The sequence below is a fragment of the Neorhizobium populisoli genome (genome assembly GCF_019430945.1).
GTDB classification, from domain to species: Bacteria; Pseudomonadota; Alphaproteobacteria; order Rhizobiales; family Rhizobiaceae; genus Neorhizobium; species Neorhizobium populisoli.
On the sequence record NZ_JAHYCB010000001.1, the window covers coordinates 152,508 to 176,459 of the forward strand.

Annotated in this window: 19 protein-coding genes; 13 read left to right on the forward strand and 6 right to left on the reverse strand. The window is 61.0% G+C overall.

Annotated elements, in window-relative coordinates; genetic code table 11:
- The first annotated feature begins 357 nt into the window (after positions 1-357).
- The gene (fumC, locus tag KX729_RS00700; protein ID WP_219740540.1) at positions 358-1,749 is read left to right on the forward strand and encodes a class II fumarate hydratase; all 1,392 of its coding nucleotides are present in this window, start codon (positions 358-360) and stop codon (positions 1,747-1,749) included.
- Between the two features lie 293 nt (positions 1,750-2,042).
- Positions 2,043-3,113 carry a GGDEF domain-containing protein gene (locus tag KX729_RS00705; RefSeq protein ID WP_219740541.1) on the forward strand — a complete coding sequence of 357 codons (1,071 nt, stop codon included), beginning with the start codon at positions 2,043-2,045 and terminating at the stop codon, positions 3,111-3,113.
- A gap of 78 nt (positions 3,114-3,191) precedes the next feature.
- Here KX729_RS00705 and KX729_RS00710 read toward each other — a convergent pair whose 3' ends face one another.
- Both KX729_RS00710 and KX729_RS00715 read right to left on the reverse strand, forming a co-directional pair.
- Positions 3,192-3,800 (reverse strand): pyridoxamine 5'-phosphate oxidase family protein, encoded by a 609-nt coding sequence (locus KX729_RS00710; protein ID WP_219740542.1) that lies wholly within the window; start codon positions 3,798-3,800, stop codon positions 3,192-3,194.
- Between the two features lie 67 nt (positions 3,801-3,867).
- Positions 3,868-4,794: an alpha/beta hydrolase gene (locus tag KX729_RS00715; RefSeq protein ID WP_219740543.1), complete on the reverse strand. Its 927-nt coding sequence runs from the start codon at positions 4,792-4,794 to the stop codon at positions 3,868-3,870.
- 47 nt (positions 4,795-4,841) lie between these two features.
- On the opposite strand from KX729_RS00715, the gene KX729_RS00720 reads away from it, so the two are divergent.
- A complete protein-coding gene (locus KX729_RS00720) occupies positions 4,842-5,339 on the forward strand; it encodes a MarR family winged helix-turn-helix transcriptional regulator (protein ID WP_219740544.1) in 498 nt (165 codons plus the stop codon).
- A 15-nt stretch (positions 5,340-5,354) separates the two neighbouring features.
- Here the strand turns inward: KX729_RS00720 and KX729_RS00725 are convergent, their stop codons facing one another.
- Positions 5,355-7,184 (reverse strand): monovalent cation:proton antiporter-2 (CPA2) family protein, encoded by a 1,830-nt coding sequence (locus KX729_RS00725; protein ID WP_219740545.1) that lies wholly within the window; start codon positions 7,182-7,184, stop codon positions 5,355-5,357.
- 25 nt (positions 7,185-7,209) lie between these two features.
- Positions 7,210-7,575 (reverse strand): gamma-butyrobetaine hydroxylase family protein, encoded by a 366-nt coding sequence (locus tag KX729_RS00730; RefSeq protein ID WP_219740546.1) that lies wholly within the window; start codon positions 7,573-7,575, stop codon positions 7,210-7,212.
- A 232-nt stretch (positions 7,576-7,807) separates the two neighbouring features.
- On the opposite strand from KX729_RS00730, the gene moaA reads away from it, so the two are divergent.
- From moaA to KX729_RS00745, 3 genes are all read left to right on the forward strand, one after another.
- The gene (gene moaA / locus KX729_RS00735) at positions 7,808-8,797 is read left to right on the forward strand and encodes a GTP 3',8-cyclase MoaA (protein ID WP_246617368.1); all 990 of its coding nucleotides are present in this window, start codon (positions 7,808-7,810) and stop codon (positions 8,795-8,797) included.
- A 175-nt stretch (positions 8,798-8,972) separates the two neighbouring features.
- Complete coding sequence (locus KX729_RS00740; RefSeq protein ID WP_219740548.1) at positions 8,973-11,903, forward strand: beta strand repeat-containing protein; 2,931 nt, start codon at positions 8,973-8,975, stop codon at positions 11,901-11,903.
- A 41-nt stretch (positions 11,904-11,944) separates the two neighbouring features.
- Positions 11,945-12,136 (forward strand): hypothetical protein, encoded by a 192-nt coding sequence (locus KX729_RS00745; protein WP_219740549.1) that lies wholly within the window; start codon positions 11,945-11,947, stop codon positions 12,134-12,136.
- 50 nt (positions 12,137-12,186) lie between these two features.
- Here the strand turns inward: KX729_RS00745 and KX729_RS00750 are convergent, their stop codons facing one another.
- A complete protein-coding gene (locus KX729_RS00750) occupies positions 12,187-14,748 on the reverse strand; it encodes a methyl-accepting chemotaxis protein (protein ID WP_219740550.1) in 2,562 nt (853 codons plus the stop codon).
- Positions 14,749-15,063: 315 nt separating this feature from the next.
- Here KX729_RS00750 and KX729_RS00755 point away from each other — a divergent pair, with 315 nt between their 5' ends.
- Genes KX729_RS00755 through mobB form a run of 4 tightly spaced genes read left to right on the forward strand, consistent with a single transcriptional unit; the run spans position 15,064 to position 18,386 of the window.
- Positions 15,064-15,969 (forward strand): DMT family transporter, encoded by a 906-nt coding sequence (locus KX729_RS00755; protein ID WP_025602642.1) that lies wholly within the window; start codon positions 15,064-15,066, stop codon positions 15,967-15,969.
- A gap of 37 nt (positions 15,970-16,006) precedes the next feature.
- The gene (locus KX729_RS00760) at positions 16,007-17,239 is read left to right on the forward strand and encodes a multidrug effflux MFS transporter (protein ID WP_219740551.1); all 1,233 of its coding nucleotides are present in this window, start codon (positions 16,007-16,009) and stop codon (positions 17,237-17,239) included.
- Positions 17,236-17,862, forward strand: coding sequence for a molybdenum cofactor guanylyltransferase MobA (gene mobA / locus KX729_RS00765; protein ID WP_219740552.1), 627 nt, complete (start codon positions 17,236-17,238; stop codon positions 17,860-17,862). The genes KX729_RS00760 and mobA overlap by 4 nt, the downstream gene beginning before the upstream one ends.
- A complete protein-coding gene (gene mobB, locus KX729_RS00770) occupies positions 17,859-18,386 on the forward strand; it encodes a molybdopterin-guanine dinucleotide biosynthesis protein B (protein ID WP_219740553.1) in 528 nt (175 codons plus the stop codon). Before mobA ends, mobB begins: the two co-directional genes overlap by 4 nt.
- A gap of 87 nt (positions 18,387-18,473) precedes the next feature.
- Here mobB and KX729_RS00775 read toward each other — a convergent pair whose 3' ends face one another.
- Entirely contained in the window at positions 18,474-20,993 is a 2,520-nt protein-coding gene (locus KX729_RS00775; protein WP_246617339.1) for an OmpA family protein, read from the reverse strand.
- Positions 20,994-21,321: 328 nt separating this feature from the next.
- Between KX729_RS00775 and KX729_RS00780 the strand changes: the two genes are divergently transcribed.
- The 3 genes from KX729_RS00780 to KX729_RS00790 all read left to right on the forward strand — a co-directional run bounded on the left by KX729_RS00780 (position 21,322) and on the right by KX729_RS00790 (position 23,828).
- On the forward strand, positions 21,322-22,104 hold the full coding sequence (locus KX729_RS00780; protein WP_219740554.1) for an ABC transporter substrate-binding protein: 783 nt from the start codon (positions 21,322-21,324) through the stop codon (positions 22,102-22,104).
- A 114-nt stretch (positions 22,105-22,218) separates the two neighbouring features.
- Positions 22,219-23,001: an ABC transporter permease gene (locus KX729_RS00785; RefSeq protein WP_219740555.1), complete on the forward strand. Its 783-nt coding sequence runs from the start codon at positions 22,219-22,221 to the stop codon at positions 22,999-23,001.
- On the forward strand, positions 22,998-23,828 hold the full coding sequence (locus KX729_RS00790; protein ID WP_219740556.1) for an ABC transporter permease: 831 nt from the start codon (positions 22,998-23,000) through the stop codon (positions 23,826-23,828). The genes KX729_RS00785 and KX729_RS00790 overlap by 4 nt, the downstream gene beginning before the upstream one ends.
- The last annotated feature ends 124 nt before the right edge of the window (positions 23,829-23,952 follow it).

Genomic DNA, 23,952 nt, shown 5'->3' on the forward strand with positions numbered 1-23,952 from the left:
GAATATGTATCACGCCATCTAACCGATCGCGCGAGGGATGGAAAGAAACGCCCGGCTGCCCGACTTGTTCGAACCATCGGTAAAAACATACCGGAGCGTGACGGGAACGTTAAGAAAATATTCGTTAAATTTTTATTCACGCCTGCGAAGAGCCCGACGGACAGCGCTCGGATTCAACTGCATAATTCCGATCCGAGTGTCATAAAAGGCACGCCTAAAACGTACCAAAAAGGACATTTCCGTGTCTTGCAGCGGCGCTTCAATCGTATAGTAATGCCGCCGGCCGGCGCCGACGCGGTAACGCGTTGTTGAAATTTTCTGACCCGGCAGAGATCACGAGCAGAAGAGGCAGCGACAATGGCAGCGACCCGTACCGAAACCGATACGTTTGGCCCGATCGAGGTAGCAAGCGACCGTTATTGGGGCGCCCAGGCCCAGCGCTCGCTCGGAAACTTCAAGATCGGCTGGGAAAAGCAGCCGCTGCCGATGGTTCGCGCCCTCGGCATCGTCAAGCAGGCGGCCGCCCGTGCCAACATGGAACTGGCCGGTCTTGATGCCGCGATCGGCAAGGCGGTCATCGATGCCGCGCAGGAAGTCATCGACGGCAAGCTCAACGACCATTTCCCGCTCGTCGTATGGCAGACGGGTTCCGGCACCCAGTCGAACATGAACGCCAACGAGGTGATCTCCAACCGGGCGATCGAAATGCTCGGCGGCGTGATGGGCTCCAAGAAGCCGGTTCATCCGAACGATCACGTCAACATGAGCCAGTCGTCGAACGACACCTATCCAACGGCGATGCATATCGCCTGCGTCGAAACCATCGTGCGTCACCTCGTGCCGTCGCTGAAGCACCTGCATGAAGCTCTGGAAGCCAAGGTCAAGGCCTTCTCGCACATCATCAAGATCGGCCGCACGCATACGCAGGATGCCACGCCGCTGACGCTCGGCCAGGAATTCTCCGGTTATGCCGCGCAGGTCGGCTCGGCGATCGCCAATATCGAACTGACGCTGCCTTCGCTTTCCAAGCTCGCCCAGGGCGGCACGGCGGTCGGTACCGGCCTCAACGCGCCGATCGGTTTTGCCGAAAAGGTCGCCAACGAAATCTCCAAGATCACCGGCCTGCCCTTCGTCACCGCGCCGAACAAGTTCGAAGCGCTTGCCTCCCACGACTCGATGGTCTTTGCCCATGGTGCCATCAATGCGGCGGCCGCAGCGCTGTTCAAGATCGCCAACGACATCCGCTTCCTCGGTTCCGGCCCGCGCGCGGGCCTCGGCGAACTGTCGCTGCCGGAAAACGAGCCGGGCTCGTCGATCATGCCGGGCAAGGTCAACCCGACCCAGTCGGAAGCGCTGACCCAGGTCTGCGCCCACATCTTCGGCAATCACGCGGCATTGACCTTCGCCGGCAGCCAGGGCCATTTCGAACTCAACGTCTACAACCCGATGATGGCCTATAACTTCCTGCAGTCGGTGCAGCTGCTTGGCGATGCCGCCGTGTCCTTCACCGACAATTGCGTCGTCGGCATCGAGGCGCGCGAGGACAATATCAAGCGCGGCGTGGAAAACTCGCTGATGCTGGTAACGGCGCTCAACAGCAAGCTCGGCTACGACATCTGCGCCAAGATCGCCAAAACGGCACACAAGAACGGCACGACGCTTCGCGAAGAGGCTGTCGGCGGCGGTTACCTGACGAATGAAGAATTCGACCAGTATGTTCGTCCCGAAAACATGATCGGCCCGAAATAACCAAAATCAATTACAGTTGAGAGGAAGCCCCGCAGTTTTTTACGGCGGGGCTTTCTCTTGGAACAACATCAAAATCGATCAATCACGACAACCAATCACATTCATAAAGTACTAACCGAGATTGCGTCCGGTTGTCCGTAAGTCCATCATTTCTGATAGAAAAACATTATTTCAGCGATGCCAAATAAATTTAAGAATAGAGCGTTCCGCAGCTACCCCTTAATTCTTTTCCAACATTTTTCACATACTAATTCCGCTTATTGCATGCGGGTGGGAACAAGTGGGGATCGTCGATGACGACGGCAACGGCGCCGAAAGCGCAATCCAACGATCTGATCAGTCAGATTATTTACGCGGTGCGATCCATGGGTGTCGCGCCGATCCCGCGCAATTACCAGCTCTTCTATGAAGCCTATATCGGTTCCAACCCCGATCTGACGCGCGAACTGGCCGGTCTCGGCAGCCGCGCCACGCAGGAAGAACTGGACGAACTTGCGCACCGCTACCTCGGCACCGGCCAGGCGATGGTGATCGAGGATGCGCATAGCAAGCTGCTCGTCGAACTCGATTCCCTTCTGAAGCTGTTGCGCCAGGAGCAGAGCTCGCTTGAAAGCTACAGCAAGCTGCTCGGCGAAACCGCGCAACGCATCAGCTCGAAGAACAATTTCTCGACCGACCTCCTGACCAATGCCCTTTCGCTCCTCAGCGAAGCCACGGGCACGACCATGGCGCATGGCGAAAAGACCGTCGGCGGCGTCGTGCAGCGCAGCCAGGAAATGGACCAGGTCCGCCGCGAACTCGACGAATACAAGCGGATCGCCAATACCGATTCGCTGACCCGGATCGCCAACCGCCGCGCCTTCGACGAACGGCTGGCGACCACCTATGACAATTCCGCCATCCTGCCGGTCACGGCGCTGGTTCTGGCCGATATCGACAATTTCAAGAAGATCAACGACACCTACGGCCATCCTGTCGGCGACAAGATCCTCGCGACCGTTGCCTCCGTCATCCGCTCCAACGTCCGCAAGGATGTGTTCGTCGCCCGTTCCGGCGGCGAGGAATTCGCGATGATCGTCGAGGGCAACACGCCCGAAGAAGTGATGATCATCTGCGAACGGGTGCGCCGCGCGCTGGAGACCCGCACCTTCCGCAACTCGCGCTCCGGCGTCGATTACGGCACGGTCACCATCTCGCTGGGTTTCGCCATGGGCTCGCAGGCGACAGATCCGGGCGAATTGTATGCCAGCGCCGACACCGCTCTCTATCACGCCAAGAATGCTGGGCGTAACCGCTCGATCCTGTTTGAGGACGGGATGAAGAAGGACTATATCGGCAAGGGCTGGCTGATCTACAAACGTTGATCGGCAGGCAAAGGCCAAAAAAACGGGCGCCAATGGCGCCCTTTTTTGTTTTCGTTTTTCCGGTTCTCGGAACGACCTTTACCACATGGTCTTGGCGGCGCGTTCCGGCCATTCGCGGTCATAGGTCTCCTTGTCGAAATCCGCCTTGGCAGCCTTCAGCAGGGTGCCCGGCGTCGGCAAGGTTTTCGGATCGACGAAACGTTCCGGATTCCATAGCTCGGCGCGCATCACTGCGCGGGCGCATTGGAAATAGACTTCCTGAAGCGTGACAACCGTAACGCTGCGCGGATGCCGGCCATCCATCTCGAAACTGTTCAACAAATCCGGATCGACCGACACCACGGCGCGGCCATTGATGCGCATCGTCGTGTTGGAACCCGGCACCAGGAACATCAGTGCGACACGCGGATCTCGAACGATATTGAGCAGCGAGTCGATCCGGTTATTGCCGCGCCAGTCGGGCAGAAGCAGCGTCGCATCGTCCTGAATACGCACCGCGCCGCCGAGGTCACCACGCGGTGAGCAATCCAGCCCCTCAGGCCCGACGGTCGCCAGCGCCACGAAGGGCGAGGCCTCGATCATCTGCCGGTATTCGGCGGTGAGGGTCTTCGTGACCTTCACCAGCGAGGCCTCCGATACGCCGTCGTAGATCGCCTTCAGCTCGTCGATGGATGTGATGATGGTCATGCCCTGCCCTCGCCTTCGACCGGCCCCTATCCGGCTGCGATGACACTAGGATGACACCAGGAGTCGATCAAGCCGCAGCATCTCCGTCGGACAGCCGACTGGACGGTTTCGACGCCTCCGCCAGGAATGCGGCGATCGTGTCGATGACACCGCCGTCGCTGACGATCCGGCGATGTCCGAGGCCGTTTGCCCAATGAAGCCGGGCAGCCGCACTGCCGTCGAAACGGCGTGCGTGATTGGCGGCAACCTCCTTGTCGTCTTCCGCATGCACGACGAGCAGCGGGATATCGCGGCGGGTTGCCACGGCGACCGTATCGAAATCATCGAGCGGAGCGCCGGCGATCTTTTCCGTATGGCGGATCAGCAATTGCTTGACGCGCGACGACAGGCCGACCATGGCTGCGAAATCGTCGAACAGCCAATGGATATGGCTCGGCGCGCCGATCACCACCGCCTTGTCCGGAGAGATCGAACCGGCGGCCTTGAACACGCCGCCGATGGCGAGCATCAGGCATGCGCCGCCGAAGGAATGGCCGACAACCGCATCGAAACGACCAAAACGCCGCTCCGCCTCGATGGCGGCCTCGACGGCCTGGCGCATGTTGAGGCTACGGCCGCTGGAAAGACCGTGTCCCGGCCAGTCCAGCACGACAATCTCAGCGCCGTTAGCTGCGAGACCGGTCGGCAGCGCCGCGATATAGGCCGCGTTGGAGCCCCAGCCGTGGACGACGAGACACCGTGGGCGCCCTGGCCTGCCGTCACCGTTGAAGCGATAGGCCATCACCGTCGAGGAGCCCGATACGAAGGGAATCTTCTGCGCTTCGGCCAGTTTGCGCCGGCCCTCCGCCTCCATAGCGGCTGCCTTCTCGCCCTTCGGACGTCTGGACGGCGTTCGGCAGAACAGCGTGAACGCCAGCTTTGCCGTGGTATGCGGGAACAGGCTTCCACTCAAGGAAAAGCCCAGACGGATGACCTTCAGCGCAAAGTTTGCCATAGTGGGAAAATCCAATAAAGTTCAATCTTGAACAATAAAGTACAACAATGAACAAAAATCAAGCCCTGCCCTCCGATGCCCGCAGCCTTCCCTGGGATCACCCGCGTTTCCGCAGCTGGATCGCCGTGGCGCGTGCGTGTCAGTTGATGCAGACGGTGCTGACACGCGAACTTGCGACACTCGACATCAAGCCGCCGCATCTCGACATCCTGATCAACCTCTTTCGTTTCGAGGGCATTTCGCAGCAGGAGCTGGCCCGCAAGCTTCTCGTCGGCCGCTCCAACATGAGCATGACGCTGCCGCAGATGGAAAAACGCGGGTTGATCGAACGCCGCGGCGACAAGAAGGACAAGCGCGTGCTGCGCCTCTATCTTACCGAAGAAGGCCGCAGGGTGACCCAATCTGCCATGGCGATCCAGACGTCGCTGATCGAGCGTACGCTTTCCGAAGAGCCGCTCGAACAGTGCATGGCGATGGCCGAATCGATGGAGCGCCTGATCGTCCGGCTGCATGCCGATTTCGACGATGAGGCGGAGACGGCCTGAACCGCGGATACAAGATCAGGTTGGCTGGCCGCTGAGTTCTGCCGCGGCCTCTTCGGCCGCCTGCCTTTCGCGCTCGCGGCCTGTCTTGGCGGCTACAAGGTCGGCGGGGCTGGCATTGCCGCGGATGAGCGAACGTCCGGCATAAATGCCGCCGACCAGTTCCATGGCGAAGCGTTCCTCATCGACGGAGCGGAACTCCTCGACCACGCGGGCCGCCAGTTCTGGCTCCTCGCCCAGCACATGCAGCACTTCCTCGCCGAAGGTCAGCGCCGATTCGTAGGTTTCGCGGATCTGGAAATCGACGCCGGCATGGATGAGGTCGATCGCGTGCCCGCGGTCATAGGCGCGCGCCAGGAGCGGCGTCAGCGGGAATTCGTGCCTGATGATCTCGGCCGCCTTGACCGCCATTTCCTTGTCGTCGATCATCAGCAGGATGGCCCTGGCGTGGGCTGCGCCTGCGGCATGCAGAATATCCGGCCGCGAGCCGTCGCCATAATAGACCTTGAAGCCGAAATCGCCGGCATCCTTGATGAATTCGACATCCATGTCGATGATCGACAGCTTGTAGCCGCGGGCTAGCAGCGGCTGGCTGACGATCTGGCCGAAGCGCCCGAAGCCGATCATCAGCACCGAACCTTCCACATGTTCCGGGAGGGTCAAACCATCCGTGTCCGGCGCCTTGGCCGGTGCCATGCGGTCATGCAGGATGACCATCAGCGGCGTGAGCACCATGGAGATGATCACCGTCGCCGTCAGGATGGCATTGGCCTCGGCATCGATAATGCCTTCGGAAAGGGCTGCGGCGTACAGCACGAAAGCGAATTCGCCGCCCTGCGCCATCAGCGTCGCCCGTTCGAAGGCTTCGGCATGGCAGGTCTTGAGCGCCCGCGCGACGGCATAGATGGCCAGCGCTTTCACCACCATATAGGCGATGACGCCGGCGATCACGAGCTGCCAGTTGGCGGCGATGACGGAAAGATCGATCGCCATGCCGACGCCCATAAAGAACAGGCCGAGCAGGATGCCGCGAAACGGCTCGATATCCGCCTCCAACTGGTGACGGAAGGCCGATTCCGACAGAAGCACGCCCGCGAGAAAGGCACCCATGGCCATGGAGAGGCCGCTGAGCTGCATCAGGAGCGCCGATCCCAGCACGACGAGCAGTGCGGCCGCCGTCATCACCTCACGCGCGCCTGACGATGCCAGAAAGCGGAAGAGCGGATTGAGGAGATAACGCCCGGCCAGAACCAGGGCGGCAACCGCAGCGATCGCGATGCCGATCTGCATCCATCGCTCGGATGCGGTGGCCGTCGCCCCTGTGGTGGAGAGAAGCGTGACAAGCGCCAGCAGCGGCACGATGGCGAGGTCTTCGAAGAGCAGGATCGCGACGATGCGCTGGCCCTTCAGCGAGGACATCGCATTGCGCTCCTGCAGCATCTGCATGACGATCGCCGTGGAGGTCAGGACAAAGCCCGTGCCTGCCACAAAGGACGGTGCCCAGGGAAAGCCGAAGGCGACGCCGACGCCGGTCAAGGCTGCAATGCAGGCCAGAACCTGAAACGCGCCGAGCCCGAAAATATCCTGTCGCATGCCCCAGAGTCGCGAGGGCTGCATTTCAAGACCGATGATGAACAGGAACATCACCACGCCGAGTTCGGCGACATGCAGGATCGCCTGCGAGTCGGCAAAGAAGCCGAGGCCGAAGGGACCGATAACAAGGCCTGCCGCAAGATACCCCAGAACCGAACCGAGCCCTGCCCGCTTGAACAAGGGCGCCGCCACGACGCTTGCGCCCAAAAGCACGACAACCTGCACGAGATCGCTGGAATATCCTTCAGCCGCCAATGCTCTACCCCTCTTCTATTGAACCCTAGCGCCTAGCATCACGGCTCAGGCCTTTGTCTGCAAGCTCTTGTTCGTATTCGGCAAACAGTTCAACTCCCCGTTCGCCGAGTTCACGAAGATATGTCCAGGTGAAGATGCCGCTGTCGTGCCCGTCGTCGAAGCCGATGCGTACCGCGTAGTTGCCGGTCGGTGTCACCGCCCGGATACCGACGTCGCGTTTTCCCGGCACGGTGACCTTCTGGCCCGGCCCGTGCCCCTGCACTTCCGCAGAGGGCGAAAGCACCCGCATCATCTCGGCGGGAATTGGAAACGCCTGCCCGTCGTTGAAGGTGATGTTCAGCGTCTGCCGGTCTTTCGAGACCCGCAATTCCGTCGGCCAGAGATCGCTCATATCAGGCACTCCCGATTGTCATTCATGCGGCAGATGGTTATGAGCTGAATTGCTCTGCCGCAAGCCGTTTTATGATTGCCGTGCCAGGCTTTGAAATGAGCCTTGGTATATTGTCATACACTTGACGCAGCGCCTCGAAGCCCCCACGTTGTGGGCAAGGGAGAATTGCCACGTGAACAGTTTCTTGGGACCGCTTCAGGGAGCCTCGCCATTGGTGTCGGATACGGCGCCGATGATTGACCCGTTTGGCCGGGCGGTGACCTATCTGCGCGTTTCCGTGACCGACCGTTGCGATTTCCGCTGCACCTATTGCATGGCGGAAAACATGACCTTCCTGCCGAAGAAAGACCTGCTGACGCTCGAAGAGCTCGATCGGCTCTGTTCCGCCTTCATCGCCAAGGGCGTGCGCAAGCTGCGCCTGACCGGCGGCGAGCCGCTGGTGCGCAAGAACATCATGTTCCTGATCCGCGAGCTCGGCCGCCATATCGGCAACGGCACGCTCGACGAGCTGACGCTGACGACCAACGGTTCGCAGCTCGCCCGTTATGCCGACGAGCTCTACGATTGCGGCGTGCGCCGCATCAACGTCTCGCTCGATACGCTCGATCCCGCCAAGTTCAAGGCGATCACCCGCTGGGGTGATTTTTCCAAGGTGATGGAAGGCATCGATGCCGCGCAGAAGGCCGGGTTGAAGATCAAGCTCAACGCCGTGGCACTGAAGGATTTCAACGAGTTCGAAATCCCCGAGATGATCCGCTTCGCGCATGGCCGCGGCATGGACTTGACCGTCATAGAAACCATGCCAATGGGCGAGATCGACGAAGACCGCACCGACCAGTACCTGCCGCTGTCCAAGCTGCGCGCCGACCTCGAACAGCAGTTCACGCTGGAAGACATCCCCTACAAGACCGGCGGCCCTGCCCGCTACGTCGAAGTCAAGGAAACCGGCGGCCGTCTTGGCTTCATCACGCCGATGACCCATAATTTCTGCGAAAGCTGCAACCGCGTGCGCCTCACCTGCACCGGCACGCTCTACATGTGCCTAGGCCAGAACGACGCCGCCGACCTGCGCACCCCACTGCGCGCCTCCGACAACAACGACTACCTCTCCGCCGCGATCGACGAGGCCATCGGCCGCAAGCCGAAGGGCCACGACTTCATCATCGACCGTACGCACAACAGGCCGGCGGTGGCGCGGCACATGAGTGTGACGGGCGGTTGATATCAGCGCTCGGCAGGCGGGTAGCTGTAGCGAGAGGCGAGTTATCCAGCGCAGGAGCCCTGCCATTCATCATGCCACCCCGTGGTTCCATGACGCTTTGATGTCTCTTGTTTTTTAACATCTTATCGTTTGTCGCCGACAAGTATTTAGCTATGGACAGTGACCGCCCTTCCATGTGACGTTGCCGCCACAGGTTGCAAGGGGACTCATTTTGGCTAAAGTCGTAATTGGAAATTTGACGACGAATTTCAATTTATCGTCGCCACTGGGGGCTGAAAGTACGGAGAACTGGGCAGGAAACTCTACTGCCTATGGCGGCACAAACAGTGCCGGTTCCATCAAATTTTCGGGAAGCGGATTTCAATATGGATCCGATGGACTGCCTGTCGGCGGGAAGGTCGCGGAATACTATCTCGACAGAAACGCGGACAACGTAAATCCCGACATCTCGATTACCGGATTGTCCTTCAACTTGAATTTGCTGACCGACCTTAGTCAGGATTACTACGCCGACGAAACCATATTGCAGATACTCCTCAGCGGTAACGACACAATCGAATTTTCGATACCTTACAACGGCATATCCATCACTTTTGCCGGGGACGGCCGATATGTCTATTTGAAACTTCAGGCCGGGAGCGACACTTTTCGGGGAGCTACCGACGGCATTGTCAGCGGTGACGCTCTCGGTGTCTTCGAATCTGGCGAGTTGCGCGGCGGCAATGACACATTCGATGTGAGCGGGAGAGTTTACGGCGACGCCTATGAGGTCCACGGAACGCTATATGGAGGTAACGACAGTGTTTCGGGAGTTCTCTACAATTCATTTGAAATCATCGGAGATGCAGGATTTGTCGACCTAGCAGGGCGGGTCTACGGTGGCGACGATACTCTGCGCGTCCGCAAAGACAGCACTTCGATGGTGATTGGTGATGTCGGGCAACTCGGTGGCGGAACCATCGACGGTACCGACGGATATGCCGAAGGCGGCGACGACAAAATCTACGGCGCGAACAAGAATGATACACTTGTCGGTGATGTATTCGCGGTCCAGGGCGGAATTGCCTACGGAGGCTCAGATACAATCTATGGCGGCGCCGGAAACGACGTGATCTATGGCGATTGGACCAGTGTCTCTAGCACCGCAAAAGTTACCGGCGGGAATGACAAGCTATATGGCGACGATGGTAACGACACCATCTTCGGAAATGGCGGCAATGACGACCTCGACGGAGGTACCGGCAACGATACGCTCACAGGCGGTATCGGTAACGACACCTATATCGTCGACTCGCTGAAAGACAAGATTGTCGAAGGAAACGGCGAAGGGGAAAGCGACTGGGTCAAAGCATCGGCAAGCTACCGATTGGCGAGCGGCGTCCAGGTCGAAAAAATAAGCACGACGGCATCGTCCGCGACAACGGCCATCGATCTCACCGGCAACGAATTTGCACAGACGGTTACCGGCAATGCAGGCAACAACGTTCTCGACGGCGGCGGCGGCAAGGACAGCTTGGTCGGTGGAGCAGGCAACGACACCTATGTGCTGGGAGCGGAAAGCGACACGGTCACCGACAGTTCAGGCATTGACACGATCACGTCCACGATCAGCCGATCCCTTGCGACCTATTCGACGATCGAGAACCTGACCCTCCTCGGCAACACCTCGATCAACGGCACCGGAAACGCGCTTGCCAACATCATCCTGGGCAATGCCGGCAACAACATCCTCATCGGCGGCGCGGGTGCCGACACGCTGAACGGCGGCGCCGGTTCGGATACGGCGTCCTATGCCGGCGCTTCAAAGGGCATCACAGCCAATCTCATCGCGCCTTCAGGTAATACGAACGATGCAAAGGGCGATACGTACTATTCGATCGAGAATCTGGCCGGTTCGAGTTACGATGATCGCCTGAGCGGTAATACTGCGGCCAATATCCTGTCCGGCGATGCCGGCAACGACACTCTGTCTGGTGGTGACGGAAACGATATCCTGGCTGGCGGTGCTGGAGCCGACAAGCTGATAGGCGATGCGGGCAACGACACGGCCTCTTACGCAGGCGCCTCAAAGGGAGTGGTGGCAAGCCTTGCGGCACCTTCCTCCAACACCAATGATGCCAAGGGCGATACATATCTGTCGATCGAGTATTTGCTGGGTTCCGGCTACGCTGACAAGCTCATCGGTAATGACCTTTCCAACCGGATCAGCGGTGAAGGCGGCAATGATACGATCGAAGGCGGTGCTGGCAACGATACCCTGATCGGTGGTGCGGGAGCAGACAAGCTGAACGGCGGTGCCGGCTCCGATACGGCATCCTATGAAACAGCCGGCAGCGGCGTCATCGCCAGCCTGAAGACTTCCTCCATCAATACCGGCGATGCCAAGGGCGATGTCTATACCTCGATCGAGAGCCTTACCGGTTCGAATTATCATGATGAGTTGTATGGCGACAACGGCAACAATACGCTCTCGGGCGGCGGCGACAACGATACGCTTGAAGGCGGCGCCGGCGCTGACGTGCTGATCGGAGGCGACGGATATCAGGACGGCGCATCCTATGCCAACGCCACAAAAGGCGTTGTGGCAAATCTTGCCAAGCCTTCGGACAATACCAACGACGCCAAGGGCGATACGTACTCATCGATCGAAAGACTGGTTGGCTCCGGCTATTCCGACGTCTTGAAGGGAGATGCCCACGCAAATAATATTTTCGGCAAAGCCGGCGACGATAAGCTCTACGGTGGTCTTGGCTGGGACTATCTGGTCGGCGGCGACGGCAAGGACATATTCGTGTTCGATAGCCAGCTTGGCCCGATCTACAATCCGAATTCCGACACGATCTACGACTTCAACGTCAAGGATGATACCATCTGGCTGGACGACGACATGTTCAGCAAGGTTGGCAAGGTGGGCGATCTTTCTTCCGAAGCCTTCTATTCCGGCGCCAAGGCGCATGATGCAAGCGACCGCATCATCTACGACCCGACAACCGGAAAGCTTTGGTACGATTCCGATGGCACCGGCTCGGCAGTGGCCGTGGAATTCGCCATGACATTCGTAAAGGGTCTGGCAATCACGGCAGCCGATTTCGATGTAATCGCATAGCCGCAACCTTCCACTCGCTGCATCGAGAAGCGAAAGGCCCGATGACCGTCGGGCCTTTTCTTTATTTGTTGAACCCAGAAGGTGGCTTCGGCGAAAATAAGCTGTTCCATCTCGTCGAAGCGCTGGAAGGCCGAGCTTGTTCGAAAGCTTCAAGAAATCCTGGGGCTCATCAGGTCACCTTGATCGAACGAAATGTCTCCAACCTTGTCGTGCCGATGCCAATCACCCAATGAAAAAGCCGGGAGTTTGATCCCGGCTTTTGATTTCCCTGTTCAGTCCGATCTTACGCCGCATCGCTCCGGCGCATGCCTGCGCGGCGTTCGCCGGCGCCTGCGTGGAACTGCACGTTCGGATCGCGCGTCTTGAAGCGTTCGATCTTTTCCGACAGCGTTTCGACGCGCTGGCGCAGCCCGTGGATTTCGGCGTTGTTCTCCTCCACCATCGCAGCGTTGCGCTGGGTGATGAGTTCAACTTCGGCGACTGCCTTGGTGACTTCGCTGATACCGGTCGACTGTTCGCCGGTAGCGGCGGAAATCTGGGCGACCAGTTTGCGCACGTCGGTGATGTGGCCGATGATCTCGCTGAGTGCCGAACCCGTCTGCTCGACGAGATGCACGCCGTTTTCGACCTGGGTCGAGCTTGCCGAGATGAGGCCCTTGATTTCGCGCGCGGCACCGGCGCAGCGCTGGGCGAGTTCGCGGACTTCCTGGGCGACGACCGCAAAACCGCGGCCGGCTTCGCCCGCCCGGGCAGCTTCGACGCCGGCATTCAACGCAAGCAGGTTGGTCTGGAAGGCGATCTCGTCGATGACGCCGATGATCGTCGCGATCTTGTCCGAAGAGCGGCTGATCTCGCCCATGGCATCGACCGCGCGGGCCACAACTTCGCCGGAGCGGACGGCGAATTCTTCCGTCTCGTTGACCGAGACCGAGGTCTGGCGGGCGCTGTCGGCGGTCGAGCGGACGATCTCGCTGAGGTGGCGCAGGGCACGCGAGCTTTCTTCGAGCGCTGCGGCCTGCTGTTCGGTACGGCGAGCCAGATCGTCGGCGGAGGATGCGAGATTACCGGTGCCGCCGTCGATTTCTTCCGCGGTGGAGCGGACGTCGGCCAGCGTGGCGCGAAGAGCTTCGACGGCCTGGTTGTAGGTGCGGGCCATCTCGATGAAGTCTTCCGGCAGGTTCTCGTCCATGCTGCGCTCGAGGTCGCCCTCGGCGAGCTGGCCGAGCACTTCGGAGAGTGCCGTGAGTGCCTGGCGCTGTTCGCCGGCAATGCGGGCACGCTCGGTAGCACGGCGCTCGGCTTCCGCGTTGGAAAGCTCGCGGGCGGCAGTGGCGTCCTGCTCGAGGCGGACGTTTTCGACGGCCGCATCGCGGAAGACGGTGACCGAGCGAACCATGTCGCCGATTTCGTCGCCGCGCTCGCGGCCTTCGATCTTCACTTCGAGATCGCCATCGGCGAGGCGCTTCATCACCTCGGTGACGCGGCGCAGCGGACCGCGCAGGGTTTCAACCAGCATCAGGCCGCCGAAGATGGCAAGCACGGTGCCGACCACCATGGCCAAGAGCGACAGCTGGGCGGAACGCTCGCTGTCTTCCTTGCCGACTTCCTGGGCCTGGGCGACGAAGTTCTTGAGGCCGGCCATGCCGGTGGTCAGCGTTTCGGTCGCCTTGGCGCGCGCCTTGGTCCAATCGGCGGCGATCGACAGAAGCTGGGCCGAATCCTGCTCGATGGCGGCGAGACGCGGCTTCAGCAGGTTGGAGAATTCGCGCATGGCCGGGTTGCGGGCCAGTTCGGAAACCTGGGCGCTGGCATCCTTGAGCTTTCCGATGACGTCGAGGACTTCCTTGCGGGCATCCTCGGTCTGGGTGACGCGCAGACGTTCGATATAGAGCTGCATGGCGTCGATCAGGCGCAGCGAGTCGGCGCTCTTGTCGAGCAGGCTGCGCAGGCTTGCGACTTCGCTCTCGATGCTGGCGAAACGCGAGGCAGCGTTGCCGGCCTTGTTGGCGACTTCCTTTTCCATCTCCGACTGGAATTTCATGAAACCGCTGACGGTGATGCGGATCGCCTGCGCCTTTTCGGCCGGCGGCTTGTCACCCTTGACGGTGGAGGTCAGGTCGGCGATCGCGTCCTTCAGCGGCTTCAGCTGCTTGACGCCATTCGGCGTGAGATAGGCCTGCACTTCGTCGAATGTCTTGGCGAGAATGCCGAGATACATGTCGGCCGTGCTGACCGCGCCGTCATCGGTGCCGGTTTCGCGGACGGAATTGCGCAATTCGCCGATCTGCTCGGCGATCGCCTTGTAGGCATAGGCTTCCAGAACCATGCCCTTGGCAAATTTTTCCTTGCCTTCGAACTGCTTCTGAACGTTGGCGACCTGATCGGCAACGCCTGTCGCCACCGTGCGTACGTCCTCGACGTTGTAATCGAGCGCCTCGGCGTTCTTGTCGCGCTTCTGCTTGATGACCCAGAGCGCATCCACATCGGCGCGCATCTTCGGTGCAAGGCCGGTCACGACCGAAATGCGTTCGCGGTCGCCATCGGTCACGAGCAGACTTTTGAGCCGGTCTACGCCGCTTGCCTGGCGGTCGATGCCGCCCTTCAAGGCGGCCAGCGACTTGTCTTCCGGCTTGACGGTGAAATCCTGAAGAACAGCCTGGAGGTTTTCAAAGTCGCCGATGTTTTCGATCGTCGCCCGCGTCACGGTCATATGTCCGTTCAGCATGCTCGCGGTGTAATAGCCGGCAAGGCCGACGCCCGCGATCAGCAGGACCAGTGGAATGACGAATAAAAGAACCTTGGTAACAATCCGTCGGCTCTGAAGAAGACGATCGATGAAAGACATAATTCCCCCTCTGAAAACCAAAAAGCACCGGCTTCGCATCAGCGGCATCTGCGAATGTGCGGCGGTGCATTTCCAGCATCATGCGGGAACAAGACCTCCCCATTACAATCTGAAATTTCGGTTGACCAAGCGTTAATCCGGGAACCTGACATTTCGCTTTTCAGGACAATCCCTCGCATTTTTTTGGACATCGCCACACGCCGCAGCGCCCAAAGAACCATCAGTTGGCTACAATCAGCACTGGCGACGCGTAAGCCGGTGCTTTAAGACACATGCCCGTACGGGGGAGTCGGGTCCGTACGAAGGAGTCGGGGAATGGCATTGTCGGAAAATTCGCGCGGCGCGCTGTTGATGGCGCTTGCCATGGCGGCTTTCACCTGCAACGACGCCCTCGTCAAATCCGTCAGTTCCGAACTCAGCATTCCGCAGATCATGGCCGTACGCGGCGTCATGGCGACCGCGCTGATCTACGGCGTTTCCGTCTATATGGGCGTGCGCCTGTCGCTGAAAGCGGTATTGAAGCCTCTGGTCCTGCTGCGGACGTTTTTCGAGCTTGGCGCCACCCTCACCTTCCTCACCGCGCTGGCGCATATCGAGTTCGCCGCCATGTCCTCGATCATGCAGGCATTGCCGCTGGTCGTGACGCTGGGTGCTGCCCTGTTTTTCGGAGAGCCGGTCGGTTGGCGGCGCTGGACGGCGATCGGCGTCGGTTTTGCCGGCGTGCTGCTGATCGTCCGCCCCGGCCCGGAAGGTTTCACGCCGGTGGCTTTGCTGGCGGTGACCGCCTGCTGTTTCACCGCCGCCCGCGATCTGACCACGAGGCGCATCAACACCGACATTCCGACGCTGACGGTGACCTTCTTCACCTCGCTTGCCAATACGGTGGTCGGAGCGGCCCTCATCGTGCCGACGGGCGGCTGGGAGCCGGTCAGTACCTATGCGCTCGGGCATCTGGCGTTTGCCGCAGTCCTGGTCTTTGCCGGCTACCAGGCGGTAATCAAGGCGATGCGCAGCGGCGAAATCTCCTTCATCGCGCCGTTTCGTTATACCGGCCTGCTGTGGGGGCTCGTCATCGCCGTTCTGGCTTTCGGCGAACATCCGAATGCCTACATGTTGACGGGCGCCGCGATCGTCATAGGTTCCGGTCTCTATACCTTCTATCGCGAGCGCAAACGCAGCCTCGCGATGGCTCAGAAAGCAAGCGCCGCCCCTCCAGCTTGAGCGAGCGGCAGAAGACGGGTTGAAGAGGGAAGACGACGTGCAGCAAAGCAGCCGGTTTCTGGACAGACGCACTCCGCCTCATATCGTGACGCTGGTCGTCTGCGCGGGTCTCGGAGCCCTTTCGCTCAATGTCTTTCTGCCTTCGCTGTCTGCCATGGCGAAACACTTCGGCACCGACTACGCCGTCATGCAGTTTGCCGTTTCCGGTTATATCGCCGGCACAGCATTGCTGCAGCTGGTGCTCGGTCCCCTCTCGGACATTTTCGGCCGGCGGCGGGTGATGATCGGCAGCATCATCATCCTGCTTTGCGGCACGATCATCTGCCTGACGGCCTCCAGCGTCACGGTCTTCATGATCGGCAGGCTGATGCAGACGGCGGTCGTTGCCGGTTTCGTTCTGCCGCGCGCCATCATCCGCGACACGGTGCCGATGGAGAGCGCCGCCTCGATGATCGCCTATGTCACCATGGGCATGTCGCTGGTGCCGATGATCGCGCCGACGATTGGCGGCACGTTGAACGACCTGTTCGGCTGGGAAGCCAATTTCATATTGATGCTGGGTTTGGGTCTCGCCACCCTGATGCTCGTCTCCGCCGATCTCGGCGAGACGAACCACACGCCTGCCCCAAGCTTTGCCGCGCAGTTCAAGGCGTGGCCGGACCTTTTCGCCTCGCGTCGTTTCTGGGGTTATGCGCTGACATCGACATTCTCTTCCGGAGTCTTCTTCGCCTTCCTCGGCGGGGCGCCTTTCATCGGCACGGTGATCTATCACCTCTCGCCCACCATGCTCGGCGTGCAGTTCTTCCTGATCGCCTCCGGCTACATGGTCGGCAATTTCATTTCCGGGCGCTACACGCGCCGTTTCGGCACGATGACGATGATGTTTTCGGGCAGTGTCGCGAGCATGATCGGCGTCATCATCGCCGCGGCGATCCTGCTGGCCGGCGTCGAATCCGCCACGGCATTCTTCGCGCCGCTGGCGCTGACCGGCGTCGGCAACGGCCTGACGCTGCCGAGCTCGAATGCCGGCATCGTCAGCGTAAAGCCGAAACTCGCGGGTTCCGCCTCCGGGCTTGGCGGCGCGATCACGGTCGGCGGGGGCGCGGCGCTTTCCACGCTTTCCGGAGCGATCCTGAAGGAAGAAGGCGGCGCCATGCCTCTCCTGATCGTCATGGCCGTTTCCACGGTTTTCGCGCTTTTGGCGACCGCGTTCATCCGCCATGTCGACAAGCATGACGGCGCGATCTCCTCGGGAGATACCGGCAGATGACGAATGATCATCTTCCGCCCGGACTGATCCTCGCCGGCGGCAAATCGAGCCGGATGGGTTCCGACAAGGGCCTGCTAACGATCGGCGGGCAGACGATCCTCGAACATATCGCGTACCGGCTGAGACCGCAGGTTTCGGAACTTACTCTCAACGCGCCGGTAGATTTTCCCAATTTTTTGGGGCTCAGATGTGTCGCGGACCGGATCGACGGGCAGATCGGTCCGCTTGCCGGCGTGCTCTCCGGATTAAGGGATATCAAGGCGCGCGGGCTCGGTGCCGCCCATCTCCTGACCGTGCCTTCCGACAGCCCGTTCGTACCGCATGATCTCGTCAGCCGGCTCGCCTCCACCGCAGACGATGCCGAGGCTATCTTCATCACCGCCTCGGACGGCCGCAATCACCCCGTCTTCGGCCTGTGGCCCGTATCGATCGCCGATGATCTGGAGCGCTGGCTCTCCGATCCAGAAAACCGGCGGATCAAAGCCTTCTTCGAGCGTCACCCGGTGGTGACTGTCGAGTTCCCGATGATCGAAACGCCGAACGGATTGCTCGACCCATTCTTCAATATCAATACTCCGGACGATCTGGACGAAGCGCGCCGCTTCGCCGAGGAGCTTGCGTGACGAGCAAGCATGCTTTGGGACAACGTGTCTTCGGCATTTCCGGCTGGAAGAATTCCGGTAAGACTGGCCTTACCGAGCGCCTCGTCGCGGAGCTCACCCGCCGCGGTTACCGCATCTCGACGATCAAGCACGCCCACCACGATTTCGACATCGACAAGCCGGGCGCCGATTCCTTCCGGCACCGGGAGGCGGGCGCCATGGAAGTGGCGATCGTCTCCGGCACCCGGTTCGCGATCATGCACGAGCTGCGCGACGAGCCGGAACCACCGCTTGGTGACATCCTTGCCCGGCTGGCGCCCTGCGATCTCGTACTGATCGAGGGCTACAAGCGCGAGCCGGTGCCGAAGATCGAGGCCCGGAGGCTTGAGGCGAAGAGCCGCGAGCCATTGGCGCCGAACGATCCGCATATCGTGGCGATCGCCGCGGACCACCTGGTGGCGGAGAGCGGGCTGCCGGTTTTCGATCTGAACGATACCGGTTCGATAGCCGACTTCATTGTTCGGGTTGTCGGTCTTCCGGCTTGATTGAACGCAGGTCCCTCCGACGCCGCGCCCTCGACAAAAAAAGCCGCCGGATCGCTCCGGCGGCTTTTTCGTCTGTAATCCCAAACCTTACTGGTTCGAAGCAACCGGCTTCACCAGCGAGGTGATGCGGCGGATGGTGACGCGGCGGTTCTCCTGGCTCGGGCCGTCGGTGCGCACCTTCAGGTAACGTTCGCCATAACCCTGCGTCGACAGGTTTTCCGGCGGAATGTTGAAGGCGTCGGTCAGAACCCTTGCAACGCTTTCGGCGCGTTCGTCGGAGAGAACGAGGTTGCTCTCGTCGGAACCGACCGCATCCGTGTGACCTTCGATCAGGAAGGTTTCCGACGGATCCTTCTGCAGCACCTTGTTGATCGCATCGGCGACCTGGCGCAGCGAGCTTGCCTGGTTCATCGGGATTTCGGCGCTGCCCGTGGCGAAGGTGACGGTATCGAGGTCGATACGCGGAACCTTGTCGCGGATACGGGCCGAATAACGCACTTCATCCAGCGTGTAGACACGCTCGACACGCTCGACCGGCGGCTTTTCCAGGAACTGGTAATAGTCGCGGTTCGGCTGGCTGGACGTGTCGATGATGTAGTCGTCGACCGGCACGCTGAGGCGCATCGGTGGCAGGTCTTCGCCCGGATCGCGCCAGACATAGTCCTGGTCGCGCTGCGCATTGACGAGTTCCGGTGCGTAATACAGCACGTATTCGTCGCCACCGCGCACGACGCGCGAGCGCTGGACGATTTCACCGTAGCGGTTGCGCACGGTGACGATGCGGGTGCCGTCGTCGCGGGTGATGACTTCACGCACCTGGCCGTCGCGCAGACGCTCATATTGCGGACGAGCGCCGCGATTTTCGTCGTAGAAACGGCGGCTGTCGTCGTGGCGGACATAGGTCTCGTTGTCGATCGAGATGATCACGCGGCGGCCATCACGGTCGCGGTCGCGATCCATGTCCGGCGGCACGTCGCGATAATCCCAGCCGCGCGGACGTTCGAACTGCGGACGCGCATCGAGACGCTCGCCGCGCTCTTCCGCCAGTTCACGACGCTGCTGGCGCCACTGGTCGCGCTGCTGGCGGCTGATATCGCGGCCGGCCTGCGCATCGGCATCGGAGCGCGGCGGCGCGAAGTCGCGCTGGTCTGCCTGCTGCTGCGGCGGCGGGCGGCGCGGACGATCGCCGTCGCGGCGCGGACGGTCGTCTTCCTTGGCGCTGTCGAGAACGGCCGCACCGTTTTCAACCGGAAGGACGACCTTTTCGTTGTCGCGGGCGGCACGGGGATCCTTGGCGAGCTGCTTGGCGCGTTCGACCTGTTCCGGCGTGCGGGGCGTTTCAGGGCGCGGCTGCGGACGCGTATCGGCCTGTTCGCGGGTTGCACCCGGGTTGACGGTCTTGCGGTCGTTGCCGCGCTGGTTCTGGTCGGCGTTCTGCTGGCTCGGCGGCTGGCCGGGCTGTTGAACGGGCGGCTGTCCCGGCATCGGTTGGCGATCACGCGACTGCGGCTGGTCAGCATTCTGCTGAGGCTGGCGGCGCGGATCATTGGGATTCTGGTTCTGATCGGCCTGCTGGGGGCGATTGCCGCCGGCAGCCGGAGGCTGTGTGCCCTTGCCCGGATCGGCATTCTGCTGGGCCGGAGGCTGCACACCCTTGGCAGGATCAGCATTCTGCTGGGTTGGCGGCTTGCGCGGATCGTTCTGGTTCTGGTCGGCCTGTTGCGGGCGATTGCCGCCGGCGGCCGGAGGCTGCGTGCCCTTGCCCGGATCAGCGCTCTGCTGCGTGGCCGGCTTTGCAGGCGTCGTGCCGCCTTTGCCCGGATCGGCGTTCTGCTGGTTCTGTGGCTTGCGCGGATCGGTCGCGTTCTGATTCTGGTCGGCCTGCTGGGGACGATTGTCGCCGGCAGCCGGAGGCTGCGTGGTCTTGCTCGGGTCAGCGCTCTGCTGGGTCGCGGGCTTGGCAGGCGTCGCGCCGCCCTTGCCGGGTTCTGCGCTCTGCTGTGCCGGGGGCTTCACGGGCGTCGCACCACCCTTGCCCGGATCGGCATTCTGCTGTGCCGGCGGACGCTGACGGTCGCTTCCACCCTGGTTCTGATCGGCCTGCTGGCGACGATTGTCGGTGGGTGCAGTCTGATTGACCCGCGGATCGCCATTCTGTTGCGCCGACGGCTTCTGGCGATCGCTGCCGCCCTGGTTCTGATCCGCCTGCTGGCGGCGCTGCGGGCGTTCGCCCTGGCCCTGGCCTGCATCCTGCTGGGCCGGCGGGCGCTGGCGGTCGCTGCCGCCACCCTGATTCTGATCGGCCTGCTGGCGACGCTGCGGACGCTCAGCGCCGCCCTGATCCTGAGCGCCCTTCTGGCCTCCCTGATCAGGCGCTCCCTTCGGGGCGCGCGGCTTCTGCTCTTCGTCCTGGCCGCCCTTCGGCTGGGCCTGAGCGCCCGGCGGCAGCAGAGGTTTGTCCTGCACCTGGATGATACCGGGCACGGTCGCGCCTACGGAGCCGGCCTCGACATCGGGCCGCGGCATCGCACTCACCGGCTGGATCATCAGCGGCAGCGACAGGATCGGTGCTGCGACGCTGGCGAACAGTCTGAATTTCATCGACATGGACATTTCCTCTTCTAGGGCTGTCATCCCTTTCATGCGCGTCCATCATTGCCGCTTTAAGGCGGACTTGTTCTAGCGGACTGGCGCGGCGGCTGAACGGTATCAACCGATATTTGTTCCCGACCAGCTTCTTCTGCTCTGCCTGAACCTCGCGTGAATGTGTTGTTCACGCCACGACGCCGCAGAACGTGCACGTAAAATGCCGTTGCAATTTGTTCGTCACGCTATCTATAAAGCCGAGATGGGGTCGGAGTTTTGTCTTCGCCCCCCGTTCCTCGGCGATAAAAGATCAAGACGCCGCCGGAACAGGCCAACAGAGAGGATCATCATGAACATCTCCACACGTTTCTTTGCCGCCGCGTCGATCGCTGCGCTGTCGCTCTTCGCTGGCTCCGCCATGGCCCAGGAAAAGCTCGTCATCGGTACCGAAGGCGCCTACCCGCCCTTCAACAATCTCGAAGCCAACGGCACGCTGACCGGCTTCGACATCGACATCGCAAAGGCGCTTTGCGTTGAGATGAAGGCCACCTGCACCTTCGTCACCAACGACTGGGACGGCATCATCCCGGCGCTGCAGGCCAAGAAGTTCGACGCGATCATCGCTTCCATGTCGATCACGCCGGAGCGCAAGGAGCAGGTCACCTTCTCCAAGAAGTATTACAACACCCCGCCGGCAATCGCCGTGCCGAAGGATTCGACCATCAAGGACGCAACGCCTGCATCGCTGAAGGGCAAGTCGCTCGGCGCCCAGGGCTCCACGACCCACTCGAACTACACCGAAAAGCATTTCCCGGACGCCACGCTGAAGCTCTATCCGACGGCTGACGAATACAAGCTCGACGTCTCCAACGGCCGTATCGACGGCGTGGTGGACGATATCGTCGTTCTGTCCGAATGGGTGAAGTCCGACGCCGGCAAGTGCTGCAAGATCCTCTCGCCGCTGCCGATCGATCCGGAAATCAACGGCGAAGGCGCCGGCATCGCAGTCCGCAAGGGCGAACAGGCGCTGGCCGACAAGTTCACCACCGCGATTGCCGCGATCCGCGCCAACGGCACCTACAAGAAGATCCAGGACAAGTATTTCGACTTCGACGTCTACGGCGACAAGTAAGATCGAAAGCTTGGTATGATACCGGCGGAAGGCTTGCCCTTCCGCCGTTTTTCTTTTTAATGAAGCCAAGACAGATATAGCGGCGCCAGAACAGCCGCAGGGGAAAAAGACCATATGAGCGGAGAAATTTCCGCCTTCTTCAGCGCCCTCGATCCGCTTTGCGGTCCTGTCGGGATTTTTTCGCTGTTCAATTCCGGTTCGCTGGTCGCCTGCGGCGATGCAGGTTGGGGCGACGAGATCGCTTCCGGCGTGTGGATGACCATCACGCTCGCCATCGTGACTTTGCCTGTCGGGCTTACCATCGGCTTCCTGATCGCGCTGGCCGCCCAATCGGAAGACAGGCTGCTGCGGCTTGCGGCCGGCATCTACACGACGATCTTTCGCGGCCTGCCGGAACTGCTGACACTGTTCCTGATCTATTACGGCCTGCAGATCCTCATCCAGGCGGTTTTTTCCTGGTTCGGTTATGACGAGCGGATCGAGATCAACGCATTCGCGGCGGGTGTGGCGGCTCTCTCCGTCGTCTTTTCGTCCTATGCCGCGGAAGTGCTGCTGTCCGCCTTCCGGGCGATCCCGCGCGGCCAATATGAGGCGGGCGACTCGCTCGGCCTGCATCGCTGGCGCACCATGCGGCTGATCGTGCTGCCGCAGCTCATCCGCATCGCCCTGCCCGGCCTCACCAATCTCTGGCTGATCCTCTTGAAGGACACGTCCTACGCGTCGGCAATCGGCCTTGCGGAAATCCTGCGGCAGACCGGCATTGCGGCGCGCGTCAGCAAGGAAGCCTTCTTTTTCTACGGCATTGCCTGCCTGCTTTATCTCATCCTCGCGACGATTTCCTCGGTCGGCCTCGGCTTCATCGAGCGTAGCGTCAAGCGTTCGGAGGTTGCCCGATGAGCGCCGTCGCCGAACTCATCCCGCCGCGCCCCGCGCCGCCTGCCGCAAGGCGCGCGATCACGGGCGCCCGCATCGCCGCCATATCCGTGCTGATACTCTGGGCACTGCTCGCCATCGCGCTCGTATCGCTCGTCATCACCGGTTTCGACCAGGCGAAATTCCTGCGCTACGGGCCGCGCTACCTGAACGGCCTGTGGGTGACGATTTCGCTGGTCGGCATTTCGGTCGTGTTCGGCGCGGCTCTCTCGCTGCCGATCGCCTTCGCCCGCATGTCGACCAACCGGGTGCTGAGCGGCATCGCCTATATTTATGTCTATGTGTTCCGTTCGACGCCGCTGCTGGCTCAGCTCTTCCTGATCTATTACGGGCTGGGCAGCTTCAAACCGCAGCTGGAAGCGGTCGGCCTGTGGTGGTTCTTCCGCGAGGCCTGGTATTGCGGCGTATTTTCGTTCGTGCTGAACACTGCTGCTTATCAGGCGGAAATATTGCGCGGCGCGATCCAGAGCGTGCCGCGCGGCCAGCACGAAGGTGCCGCCGCACTCGGCATCTCGAAATTCGTCACCTTCCGCAAGATCATCCTGCCGCAGGCGATGATCGTGGCGCTGCGCCCCTATGGCAACGAGGTGATCCTGATGATCAAGGGGTCGGCGGTCGTGGCGATCGTCACGGTCTACGACCTGATGGGCGAAGCGCGATATGCCTATTCCAAGACCTTCGACTTTCAGACCTATCTCTGGGCAGCGCTCTTCTATCTCGTCATCGTCGAGATATTGCGGCATGTCTGGGCCTTCCTGGAAGCCCGGCTGACCCGGCATTTGAAGCGCTAGTCGAAGCCTTGGCAGCACTCGTGCATCACCGCTGCTAACATACTGGAATAACTCACGAATGCTCTTCTAGAGGTGGTTTGTAAAGCCTCCGTTAAGCACGCCATGTTCCCATTGGGGTGACACA